Origin of the sequence: Sphingobacterium sp. HMA12 (genome assembly GCF_002933815.1) — a bacterium.
Taxonomy (GTDB): domain Bacteria; phylum Bacteroidota; class Bacteroidia; order Sphingobacteriales; family Sphingobacteriaceae; genus Sphingobacterium.
Window position 1 is genome coordinate 1,914,652 of sequence record NZ_BEYR01000001.1, and the last position, 13,326, is coordinate 1,927,977.

The following is a 13,326-nucleotide window of genomic DNA, read 5'->3' on the forward strand; positions in this document are numbered from 1 at the left end:
CGTACTAAAAATTAAGAAGTCAATCCGTCGATAGGCTTAATACAGCCATTTTCATCATACTCCAGCTCAATCACTTTCATACTTCTTAGCCAGGTCTTTCCGCCAGATGGGACCGAGTCATGATAAAAAAGGTACCACTTGTCTTTAAATTTCAAAATACTGTGATGAGTTGTCCAGCCAACAACTGGTGACAAAATAACGCCTTGGTAGGTAAACGGCCCGTAGGGATTGTCTCCCATTGCATAACAGATCAGATGACTGTCTCCTGTAGAATATGAAAAATAGTATTTATCCTGATATTTATGCATCCAGGAAGCTTCAAAAAACCGCTTTTCCGTATCACCATGCTTCAATGGTTTTCCATCTTTATCTAAAATAACGAGATCATGTGGCTGTTCCGCAAATTCGAGCATGTCGGCAGACATCCTGACAACCTTTGGAGATAATGCGGGTTCATCAGGTTGAGGCAATTCATTGGGAGAAACAATCTTATTATTTCGATAAAACTGCAGCTGCCCGCCCCAGATACCGCCAAAATACAAGTAGTATGTACCATCTTCATCTTTAAAAGCACAGGGGTCTATGCTATAACTTCCCTTAATTGGATTGTCCTGGGGCACAAATGGTCCATACGGATGATCTGCGATAGCGACGCCAAGTCTAAAAATATCGTTTTTGTCTTTCGTCGAGAAGTACATATAGTATTTCCCGTTTTTCTCCGTCACATCGGAGTCCCAAAGCTGACGACCAGCCCAGGGAATGTCTTTAAGATCCAATACTTTCCCATGATCAACCACCTCGGCATGGCTATCTTCAAGTGAAAACACATGGTAATCCTGCATATCAAAATGATCTCCATTGTCATTTTCGGGCATTCCGCTCTCCCGGTCATGGGAAGGATAGATATAAATCTTGTTTTCAAAAACATGCGCTGATGGATCAGCCATATAATCCCCCGCAAATAAGTACCTACTCTTGTTCATATTTCTTATTTCTTTTTTTTTTGAGTCAATGCAATAATATCTTTCACAAATGGTTTGGGTTGATAATTCCGGTCGAATAGTAAGGGATAATCTGTACGTCCCGGGATAGGCCAGCCATTCTTCCATGAATCCCCATCGCCGACACCCCACAAAGTCACACGGGATATTTTATCATGATGTTTGAGATACAAGCTAAAAAAGTCAACATACCTCTTCCCAAGCTCTTCCATTTTCTCGGCAGGCAGACCTTCTTCATAAGGATTCATTTCTTTACTGTATGCGTGGCGTTCCCCAATTTCTGCCCCCATATCAGGACGTACATGCGGGAGAACCGAAATATCCATTTCAGTAACCATTACCTTTACACCAAGACCTGCAAATCCAAGGATGGTTTTTTCAACTTCGCTGATTGATGGATTATCCAGTCCATTATGCTCCTGCATACCAAGACCACTGACATGACCACCCGCGGCCTTTACCTGCCGGACCATAGCTATAATTCCATTCCTTTTTGCAGGAATGGCTGTTGAATAATCATTATAATATAATTCAGCTTTAGGGTCTGCCTCATGGGCAAATTTGAAAGCCAATTCAATAAATTGAGGTCCAATAATCTGATAGAATTTGCTTTTACGCCATTCACCATTATCCAATATCGCCTCATTCACCACATCCCACCCGAACACCCGGCCTTTATAACGGGATACAACGGTCTGTATATGTTTCTTCATTCGTGCGATAAGGACCTCACGAGAGACATCTTTCCCATTTTTGTCAACAAAAAACCAAGCTGGTGTCTGCGAATGCCAAATCAGTGTATGCCCGATAATCTGCATCTTATTTTTTTCACCAAACGCAACAAAACGATCCGCATCCTTAAAATTGAATACGCCCTCCTGCGGCTGCAAAAACATACTTTTCATACAATTTTCGGCAACGATGGAGTTAAACTGTGTTTTCACCACAGCAACAGCCTTCGAATCCCGCTCCCAGATCTGATCAAGATTTAGGGCCGTTCCTATAAAAAAATTGTTTTCAAAAGCATCTTTCAAGATCACCGAATCCGTTGCTTGTTTAGCGCTTTGAATAGCTGCTGAAGCAGAAGTAGCAATCAATAAAGCCGTTATGGCCGTCATCATAGTTTTTAATATTTTCATGGTCTATTTTTGATTAATAAATGGATCTGGATTCAATATCCCGATTGATTTTATCGATGGTCACATCATCCAGTTCGTATTTGGAAATAACATACATGGCCAGCACCAAAAGTATGGCAGGAATAACGGCCACCAACCATAGAATTCCCTTTTCAGCCAAAGGAGATTGTGTTGTTGCATTATCTTTATCAAATTCTACATAAGCCAGTACCAAGCCCGGAACAACTCCGCCTAGTGCCATCCCTGCTTTGTAAAAAATACCGGTGAGCGCATTGACGATACCAGAGATACGTTTACCGGTTTTATATTCACCGTAGGATATGACCTCTGGCACCAGGGCCCACATATAACCAGTGGCAACGATCACACCGGTTGATTTAATAAACTGAGCACCCAACACCAGTCCGATATTTCCCTTCAGGTTATCGTTGGATGAAATAACGTATAACATCAGCATGCCAAGGATGGCAATACCCAAAAAAACATAGAACATTTGCTTTTTGCCTATTGCACGTTTGATAGCCGGAACCAGTGGCATAAAAATAAACGCAGGCAATGATCCCAGTGCCATAAAATAAGGCAACATATCTGGCGCATTTACATTGTAGATTATGTAGTAGCATCCGGCCGAATTACCGATAGCCATCATCGCAAATGCGGTAATGAAGAAAAATGCCAGAATACGCAAGGGCCGGTTATGCTTAAACTCCTGCCAGAGATCAGACACCCGAACATTATCTGTATCCTTCTCGTCCATAATAACACGTTCCTTTGTTTGTGAAAAACAAAAAAATAAAAGAACTAATCCGGTCAGCGCATAAATTAGCATCGTCGTAAACCAGGCTTCTGCCGAATCCTTCGAATTAATCTTGCCATCCGCTGAAAAATATTTTACCACAAGGGGCACTCCGTATCCGACAGCCAGCCCACCCACATTAGCCATAAACATCCGTGTCGAAGTCAGCTTTGTCACCTCATTTGTATCCCTCGTCAGGGAAGCATTTAAAGCACCATAAGGAACATTAATCAGTGTATACAACATGGATAGACCAACATACGTGATGTACGCATAGGTCAGAGACCCCGAAAAGCCATTCCAGAAACACAGAATAGCAAAGCCTGTCAAGGGAATCCCGCCCAAAATGAGATAGGATCTATACTTCCCCATCCGCGGATTTCGCTTATCGACAAATGCCCCTACAATGGGATCCCACAAGACATCGACAACGCGAACGATAAGGAACATCACTCCCGCCGAGGCAGCGGAAATTCCATAAACATTGGTGTAGAAAATCAATAGATACATAGAAACAGTCTGATAGATAAGGTTCTGTGCGAGATCCCCAGCACCAAATCCTACACGCTGTTTCATTGAAAGTTTGTAGAAGCCTTTTAAAGACTTTACCTCTGTCATACTTTGGTCCATACAATTGGTTATTCGATTAGTTGAATTACAGCAGTAAAACTACAAGTCCACTTTAGCCGGCACCCGATACAAATGTTTTATATTCCAATAAAAATGTTTAAAAAGACTTCCTATAAAAGAAATTACCATAGAAAAAGGGAACCTTACTGGATTCCCTTTCCCAACGCTACAGAAGACCCCGATCTCTCATTCGGTTCAATTCGCTACGTATTTCACCATATAGCTTTTCGTTTGCCCTTTGTAAACACAATCGACCTGTGCGTAATCGGTCAACGAGTGGGCTTGTTTAACCTTGATCTCAACTTCGGGGTTATTTGCCAGAGCCTTCACTACAGGAATCTTCTTGTCTTTGGCCTCTATTGGAAAAGCAACTTCATAATGGTTGTAACCAACGATACCATTCTCATCGGTAGATCTCACAGGAATCGAAGGCAACATTAGTTTTTTGCCATTCACGATAATCGTGACCGAAGGTGGTACCGGACGTTCAATTTTTTTGTCTTTCGAACTGAATCCCAATCCTATAAAATCAAAAAGAGGCTTGCCTTCTTCACCTTCAGCGACCAGAAACAAGGCATGTTTGCCATCCAGTTGATCGACGTAGCGAGAAACATCTACCGTAAATTGCTTCACTGTTGCCCCAGTATTTGCTGGCACAGTTATTTGAGCAATCCGTTTCCCTTTCCAGGTATCGTTATCCCAAGGGCCATCCAGCCATACATTGACTTTAAATGAAGTTTGTGTTTTTGGAGTAATAAATAGATTAAAAGCTGTAAGGTTCCCTTTTTCCGTTCCCTTAAACGCCTTCAACCCAAACTTATCCTCTTTCAGGCCACCAAATCCAAAATATTTAAAACCAGCAATATTTCCATTTTTCATATTTGTCACAGGCATATGGTTGTCCCAGACATCCCATGAATCCTGCTGCAGACTGATATCTGAAAGATAACAGGCATATCCAGCCGAATAATACCGATAAGGATCCAATCCATAAAAATGAAATCCCTCCGATGTTACCTCGGCACCTTTATATTCTTTTCCCTGCTTATCTTTAATGGTCAAATTTTCCTGAAAAGGATCAAAAGCCCGGATAGAAACCATTCCGCCTTCCTTTACGCTTTTTTCATCCCACGAAACTTTGATTGGTTCGACCACAGCCTGACGTGCAAAACCAAATCCACGTGGTGGCCTATGGTAAAATACATACCATTGGCCATTGATCAGTTCGATACTGCCATGGGTATTATGACCCGCATTGCTGGTTTCAATACCCGAACCGTCCTTATTTAACACCGGCGCACGCGAATCGACCAAGACACCGCCACTCTTCCATGGCCCTAGTGGCGAATCTGCTACAGCGTACCGCAGGGTTGAATTTGAGCTCCCTACTCCATATTCCGGACCTGAATAACCACTATATACCGAAACATACTTGTTCCCAACTTTACGGATTGATGACGCTTCAAAGAAATTGAATGTTCCTAAATCCTCCCCCTCAAAAATATTGGGGTATGAGGTACCTTTGGGATCACGTAATTCACCATACCGTGCACTTGCCGGTAATAAATAATTGATAATTTCCGTACCGGGCCGCAGCGAATACATCGTTTTCTGATCTAATTGTGCCGCCATAGAGCGTTGAAAACCCCAGAAACCGTATGCACGGAATCCGATTTCAAAATCAGGATCTTTCGGATCCGTAACATATTCAATGTAAACCGCAGGATCAAATCCGAGGATACTCCCTGGCAGGGTACGCTTGCCATCTTCCGTGAGGTTTATGGGTTTAAATGGACCGTTCGGACGATCGCCTTTCACAACCATTGCCTCACGTTTATCGCCCCTGCTGTGTGGAAACAGGTAGTATTCTTTTTTCCCATCTTTGCGTTTGACCTCTACGAGATCTGGGGCATACATCACATCCCATTTTCCATCGATCGGATAGGTAAAAATAGCACCCTCATCGCGCCAACTCGTTAAATTTTCAATCGGTGCAGACCACATTCTGATATCAGGGCCACAATAACTGCTAAAACGTAAATCATGGGAACCAATGATATAAGCACGATATTTACCCGGCTGGTCGGGATCTTCAAAAACACGGGGTTCACCATCAGGAAGATGCTCCCAAAGCGGTAGGTAAGGATTACCAATGGATTGGTGTACATAACCTTTACTGTAATCCTTCAGGATATTTTGCTGCTGTCCTAACACGCTTGTTGCTGATAAAATTCCCGTAACGGATAATAAAAATACCATTGTCCGTTTTTTTAAGACAATATTTAGTCCCTTCATAAACTGATTAAATTAATTACTTAAATTATTGCTGAATTATATGTTATGCTGTTCAATTGACTTTCCTTAACTCAAATTACTTTATGCTACCAATTATCGGTACGAAATGGCACAGCTAACAACCCCTCCTTATTGATTAGATTTGCATCTTCGGGATTATTGCTCCAGGCGTAGCGCACCGCCTTGGGATCTTTGAGTTTTGGATGACTCACCACCACTTCATTTCCCCGTATCACTGCATTCGCCCATACGAATTTGCGATCCGAACCGGCGATTGCAAAGTGCTGCAGTTTTTTACCATGACCGATAGCCAGTCCCTTTCCAGTCTGCTCGAAGGAAATGACAACCTGATCGCCATCCACCCGCATACGCTGATACTGCGGTCCGGAGGCGACGACATCTTCGCCATACAGCATCTTACGCACGCATAGAAATAATCGCTTTGCCATGTCTTTTTTATTTAGCGGGTGTATATCATTCCACTCCCCTACATCATAAGTTACCGCCAATGCGGTGAAAGGGATCTCTTTGCTCGCCTGAAATTGAGCTTCCCTGATTCGCGCCCAATTCGATTCCCCCGGCACCGTATCTTTGGCCATAAAGTTGGGCAGCTGCACCATCAAAAAAGGAAGCTGTGGCTGACCAAAATGCACACGCCAACTGCTGACCAACGAAGTAAGATAGTCCCGGTAATGTGTAGGATCGGCGGTATTTGCTTCCCCTTGGTACCAAAGCACACCTTTTAATCCGTAGTCGCGCAAAGGATGGATCATTCCATTATACAAGCCCGAACCAACCTGGTTCATATGCCGAAGACGGCTTTTATACTCATCAATTTTATCCTGGTCAAGCGCAATTTGCCAATGCCATTCGCCTACAAGATCAATACTCAGGTCATCCAGCTTGATTTTATAGGGTTTATCCGGCGTAAACCCGCCATCTCGCCCATCGGTTCGCAGGCGGACGGTTAAATTATTATTTCCTGCGTGTAGCACACCTGCAGGTATATCGTAAATCCGCGGCGGATATCGGTAGGCTGTAGAACCGACAAAATTACCATTGACATACACCGAGTCGCTATCGGCCAAAGTCCCCAGATATAACTTGGCGTGCCGTCCTTCCTTAGCTGCCGGAACAACAAAACTCCGCCTAAAATAACTGACCCCTCTATGGGTCTGCCGTGGTCTGCTCCAGTACTCGGGCACTTGCACTGTGGGCCAATTTGAATCGTTATAGTGCTCTTCAGTCCACAAATCCGCTCCCCGATCTCTTTCGGCCAACCGAAGGCTATCGATCGCATGCCGATCGAACAGCAACTCAGGAAATTTTTTCAAATATTTCTGATCGATCCAATGCGTTATCTCCGATCCACCCAGGCTAGATACGATCATCCCGACTGGAATTCCATTACGCTGATAAGAATCCAATGCATAAAAATAAGCCAATGCAGTCCAGTTCATGACATCAGAGGCAATCCCCGAATGCCATCGTTCACCGGGAGGTATATCTTCCTTTACATCGGTCAGACTATTTTGCGTCGGAACCTTGAAATAGCGGATCATATGATGATTAGATTCATTGATTTCAGGAAAACGTTCGACGAGTCGCTTAATTGGCGTTTCCATATTAGACTGGCCCGAACAGAGCCAGACATCGCCGATTAACACATCCCGAATGACCATATCATTGATCTCCATCATATAGGGGCCACCATAACGTTGTGGCGGGATCCGCACATGCCACTTGCCATCCTCTCCCCCTTCGGTGTAATAATATGCCCCCCTAAACCGCAGCGTAACCTTCTCACCTTTCGTTGCCCATCCCCAGATGTTGAGATCGACATCCCGTTGCAGCACCATTTGGTCCCCCATAATTGCGGGGAGCCGTACACGGGCAACACTCGTTAGCCCGCAAAAAAGCAAAACAAAAACCAGTGTCAGATGACAAAAAAAAGAGGAAAGACAAAAGAAATTTTTAAATCTAAAAGCCATATGCTGCCACCTTACCGTCCAAATTTCCAACAATCGAAAAACAGGATATTGGATGGAGCCTTGCCTTTAAAGACAAAATATAGATCGTGTATCCCTTTTACACTATCCGGCAGAATAGTCTCTATGGTAGTCCATCTATCATCACCTCCTGTCATAGGAACCTGTATAGTGGCTAATAAAGGTCCGTCTGTAGCCCCCGAACGCACCTCCATACTGACACCGCCATTATGTGTCGTTCCTACCCGCGCAAAAAAATTGCGGGCTCCTTTCTCACCAAAGTCAACGTTTTTCACAACGGTATAGGCGCCGTCTTTCCTCGCTTTAATAAAAACACCTACTTTTTCGTTCTGATAGGATTTAACATGCTCGGACCAGGCAATCATTTCGGCCTGATTAAGCTCGTAGGGGTTCACTGTTGCAAGTGCATTCGTAATTCCGGCAGTCATTTTCATTGGCTGAATACTGCCGTCCGGATGAAAATTCAATTCCTGAACAGCGACCGAACGCGTGAAACCTCCCCCTCCGGGCAATGCACCATTATGGTAAAAGAAATAACTTTTCCCTTTAAAATCCACAACACCGGGATGATTTGTAAATGCTTTTCCTTCAGCCGGCATCAGCACCCCACCGTACTTCCAGGGACCTTCTGCTTTTTTACTTGTCGAATACCCAATAAATTCCGGAAGAGGACCTCCCGGCCAGAAAAGATAATACAAACTGTTTCTTTTGTACAACCAGGGGCCCTCCTCATAATTAGAAGGACGTTTAGGGTCGCCCTCTCTTTTTCCGAACGATGCCGCCGTCATCGGAACCTCAACGATATCACCTGTATAGGAGACCATGTCTTCATTCAGCTTGACATATTTCAGCTTGGGATTACCCCAATACATATGGGCTTGACCATCGTCATCAACAAACACTGTAGGGTCGATATCGCCCCATTCACTCTGCAGCAACGGTTTTCCCAAAGGATCATGAAATGGCCCCAGTGGACTATCGCCCACCGCAACGCCGATTGCACCACGATTGTTCAGCTTAGAAATAACAGGCACATAGAGATAAAATTTGCCATTTTTTTCAACACATTGTGCCGCCCAGGCATCACCTTTTGCCCATTCAAAATCAGTGTAAGAGAGAATTGCGCCGTGATCGGTCCAGTTCACCATATCATTGGTTGAATATACACGCCAATTGTTCATATTAAACCAGGTGGATTCCTCTTCATCCTGCGTGGTATAAAGATAAAGACGGTTGTTATACACCAATGGTGCCGGATCTGCAGTATAGGACGTCTGTACAATCGGATTCTGCGCCCTTAATATATTTATCGTGACCACGAACATCATCAGAAGCCCGAACGGTAATCGTTTAAAAAATTGTTTTCTCATATCATCTTAATTTGTGGTCAAATGGAAGTAATCCACATCTACATAGCCGCCGGCTGCTTTGCTCGCATAATTAAAAATTCCGAACCGATACCCCATAAAATGGGGTATCGTATAGCTCATTGCCAGCTCATCACCAATTGTATTCCAATGCTGTCCATCCATACTATAAAAAAATTGAGCCCTGTCTCTTCTGTCGGTAAAATCGCAGCTCGCTTTGAGAAATATACGCGTCTGTTTGACACCGATCCTAGCCAGTTCTCGCGGTACACCTGTCGCTGCATTGATCATAACCAATGATCTGGTATTTCCTTCCATACGGATTCCCACTAATCCATAATTTTTCTGCAGCAGCGATAGGCCCGCAAAATCACCATCTTTCATTTTAGAAACCTCAAGAGCGATAGAAACGCTGCATTTTGGTCCCGTGGTGCGTTGTGTCAATGTATTTCTGGCAGCCAAAAAATTATCGGTAAGCTCGCCGGTACGTAGTCTCAGAAAACCGCTGCGTTCGGTCACCGACCATAGGCTGGAGTCTGGGCTATGGTTCCATTGCCATACCAAAGGGAGAGCTGCCTGCCCAGCTTTCCTGTCAAAATCATCCGAGTTAACGATTCCGGGACTTAAACTTTTATTTGCAGGAAGATCCAATGTGGCAGGGACTTTTCCGCCAAGACCAAGCATAGGCCATCCATCTTCCCATTTGACGGGAACCAAAAACGGAATTCGGCCTACTGCACCGTAATCCTGAAAAAGGTACGCATACCACTGTCCACCCGGCATATCGATCAGACCACCTTGCGCCACACCCTGATCCTGTAGTACCACTTTACCTTCATAGGGACCTTCTAGTTGACTCGCCCGATGCACGATCACGGTGCGCATTCCTCCTGCTGGCCATGAAATATTAAAAAGATAATACATGCCATTGATCTTAAACAGCTGGGATCCCTCTGCCGGTAAACCACCTTTGCCCTCTTTAGGCTTGGCAGGTAAGGAGGCATCGTCGATCAAAACTCGTTGTGTCTCCATCTTTATGCCTGAAAAATCTGGTAATAATTCAGCAATATTGATCCGGCCTCCACCCCAGATCATATAGATTTTCCCTTGGTCAAAGAATAAGCTGTGATCGTGCATCATCGGTCTAAATTCGCTTGAAATCCAAGGTCCACGCTCAATATCACGTGTGCGATAGATATGTGTTTTCCCCGTGTTGGCAGAAAATGTGCTCACAAAGTACTGCCCCTCATGAAAACGTAAACTGCTCGCCCAGGAACCATGTCCATAGGCATTTTTTTTGTCTGACAATTGAAGTTCATCCTGATCTCCAAGGCGATTGTACGCGTAGTTGACCAAGGTCCAATTGACCAGATCTTTGGATTTCATAATCGGAACACCAGGATTCATATGCATCGTGGTACTGCTCATATAGTAGGTATCACCGACACGTATCATGGACATATCGGGTACATCGGCAAAGATGATTGGATTATGGGCCTGTTGCGCTGTTGCCCCAAAAAATAGGTTCATCAAACAGAACACCAAAGCGCTGATTTTCATTCTTAACATATTGACAGGATTAATTAATCGCATTAATTCAGTAGCTCCCTAAACGTGTAGTTCTTCCCCGGTAAGGTCAGCACATCGTATTCATAAAAACTTGGCAATTCGATCCCTTTCAGATGTGAATGCGCCGACTGAATAGCCCCTGGTATTTGTATTGGATTTAAAAGAGGGTTTGTCTGATTCCCTTTTGCGACCTGTAGCCCACGGCCTTTTAATGGGAATCTTGTCCGCAAGCGCAGATTGCCCCCTAATGCCGAAAATACCTGAAGCTCCTTTATCTTTCCGTTTTTCCATTGCAGGTCAATTTCAAATCCACCGCGCGTTTTTATTCCTTTTACCCATCCCTCTTTCCACAACTCCGGAATAGCCGGCAGCAGATGCACAGCTCCGTCGTGGCTTTGAATCAGCATTTCGGCGATACCCGCAGTTAGGCCAAAATTACCATCGATCTGAAATGGTGGATGTGCAGTAAACAGGTTTGGATAGGTACGTCCATCAGGATGATTTTCATCGGAGACTGTCAGCATTTTTTTTATAATCTCGTAAGCATGGTTTCCATCCAGCAGGCGGGCCCATAAATTTATTTTCCATCCGATTGACCATCCTGTCGCAAAATCACCACGATAGACCAATGAATTACGCGCCGCTTCAAACAGTTCAGGGGTACGGAAAGGCGAGATCTGATTGCCGGGAAATAATCCATATAAATGTGATACATGCCGATGTTGATTTTGAGGGTCATCGACATCCTCCAGCCATTCTTGTAGCTGATTATATTTTCCAATATGCATCGGTGGAATACGTCGCGCCGTAGCCAGCAGTGTATCTTTATAGATCGAATCGACCCCCAGCGCTTCTGCGGCTAAGGCCGTACGGGTCAACATAGCATAGCAGAGCTGATTATCCATCGTTACTCCTGCAGCGAGCGGCCCCTGTTCGGGCGAAATGGAAGGGCTCAATACGAGCCATTTTTCCGCGGGATAACCGCGATGCGCTATCAGCGTGGACAAGAGAAAATCACAAGCCCCCTTCATAACAGGGTAATATTGCCTTAAAAACATCTTATCGCCCGTAAAAAGATAATGCTCCCACAGATGCTGAGACAACCATAGCCCTCCACTGGGCCACATTCCGGCAGCCGCAAAATCAATCGGACTGGTCACACGCCAGATATCTGTATTGTGATGAGCCACCCAGCCCCGTGCATTGTACATCGTCTTCGCTGTTTCTGCTCCACTTTCACTGAGCTCTTTGATCATGGAAAATAATGGCACATGCGTACTGGAAAGATTAGTGACCTCAGCTGGCCAGTAGTTCATTTCGGTATTTATATTGATCGTATATTTACTGTCCCATGCAGGTTGCATGGACCTGTTCCAGATACCTTGAAGATTGGCCGGCTGACCACCCGGCTGCGAAGAGCAGATAAGCAAATAGCGTCCAAACTGAGCCAACAGTGTCACCAGTGCCGGATCCTGGGTACGGGCAAAATTTGCAATACGCAATGGTATGGGCTCCAGCTGTTCGCTGCTATCGCTCCCCAAATGGAGCTGAAAACGACTAAATTGTTTATGATAAGCGACCGTATGCTGCCTCAAAGCAAGCTGATAATCCTTGTCCATGGCCTTTTGCAGCCGTTCTGCTGCCAGCGTATATGGATCAGCTCCCAATTGTTTATAATTCTGGAAATTGCTCGCAATTGAAATATAGAGACGAATGCTGCTCGCTTGCTGTATATCAATCGACGAGTCCGTTACGACAATATTACCACCTGTATGTTGTAAGCCTGTATGAATTTGGTAGACAACCTGTCCGTTTATCCCCTCATGATCCGTCCCCCTACCCTCTAAAATAAGATTTTGCCCCTTTTTAAAAATACGATGCCTCGCTTCATTTTGATAGGTCAATGTACCGTTGAGCGCTCCCTTCTTGCTTGATGTAATCTGCATGATAATCACATCGTCGGCAAATGAAGTAAAAACTTCTCTGGTAAAAGTCACACCATTAACTTGATAGCGTGACAAGGAGACTGCCCGTTCAAGATCCAGTTCACGATAATAATCCTGAAACTGTTCATGACCCCGAAATTGGAGCAGAATGTCGCCTGCTGTCTGATAAGGCATCCCATGTGTCTTAGTGAAAAAAGTTTCATTGGCAAGCCGGTCAGCTTCAGCAGATTTTCCATCGAATATATAATTCTGAATGGTTTGCAATGCCGCTCCGCCCTTCTTATTATCATTTCGATAAGGTCCTCCGGCCCAGATTGTTTCTTCATTGAGCTGTATTCTCTCAACAGCCGGAATTCCATAAACCATAGCTCCCAACCGTCCATTACCGAGCGGCAGGGCTTGCTCCCATACCTTAGCATCGGCAGGACGATCATACCACATCGTTAATGCCGATCGTTTCTGGGCAGATGTACTGTTCATGGATAACATCACGAACAGTACACCAATACATTTAAAAATAAATTTTCCGATCATTTCTCTTGCATGCATCATCTACTGTTTCGAATTATTTTTT

The 13,326-nt window shown here is 44.5% G+C and carries 8 protein-coding genes; all 8 read right to left on the reverse strand.

Annotation, left to right across the window (positions count from 1 at the left end; translation table 11 throughout):
• Positions 1–11 precede the first annotated feature (11 nt).
• Positions 12–983 (reverse strand): glycoside hydrolase family 43 protein, encoded by a 972-nt coding sequence (locus tag HMAT_RS08240; protein WP_104382264.1) that lies wholly within the window; start codon positions 981–983, stop codon positions 12–14.
• Positions 984–988: 5 nt separating this feature from the next.
• On the reverse strand, positions 989–2,140 hold the full coding sequence (locus HMAT_RS08245) for an endo-1,4-beta-xylanase (RefSeq protein WP_233789144.1): 1,152 nt from the start codon (positions 2,138–2,140) through the stop codon (positions 989–991).
• Positions 2,141–2,153: 13 nt separating this feature from the next.
• Complete coding sequence (locus tag HMAT_RS08250; RefSeq protein ID WP_233789145.1) at positions 2,154–3,512, reverse strand: MFS transporter; 1,359 nt, start codon at positions 3,510–3,512, stop codon at positions 2,154–2,156.
• A 249-nt stretch (positions 3,513–3,761) separates the two neighbouring features.
• A complete protein-coding gene (locus HMAT_RS08255; protein ID WP_233789146.1) occupies positions 3,762–5,825 on the reverse strand; it encodes a hypothetical protein in 2,064 nt (687 codons plus the stop codon).
• A gap of 122 nt (positions 5,826–5,947) precedes the next feature.
• A complete protein-coding gene (locus HMAT_RS08260) occupies positions 5,948–7,732 on the reverse strand; it encodes a sialate O-acetylesterase (protein ID WP_199768570.1) in 1,785 nt (594 codons plus the stop codon).
• Between the two features lie 131 nt (positions 7,733–7,863).
• Complete coding sequence (locus tag HMAT_RS08265) at positions 7,864–9,240, reverse strand: glycoside hydrolase family 43 protein (protein WP_104382267.1); 1,377 nt, start codon at positions 9,238–9,240, stop codon at positions 7,864–7,866.
• A gap of 6 nt (positions 9,241–9,246) precedes the next feature.
• Positions 9,247–10,806, reverse strand: a complete 1,560-nt coding sequence (locus tag HMAT_RS08270) for a glycoside hydrolase 43 family protein (RefSeq protein ID WP_104383348.1) — start codon at positions 10,804–10,806, stop codon at positions 9,247–9,249.
• A gap of 23 nt (positions 10,807–10,829) precedes the next feature.
• Positions 10,830–13,304 carry a glycoside hydrolase N-terminal domain-containing protein gene (locus tag HMAT_RS08275; RefSeq protein WP_233789147.1) on the reverse strand — a complete coding sequence of 825 codons (2,475 nt, stop codon included), beginning with the start codon at positions 13,302–13,304 and terminating at the stop codon, positions 10,830–10,832.
• Between the last annotated feature and the right edge of the window lie 22 nt (positions 13,305–13,326).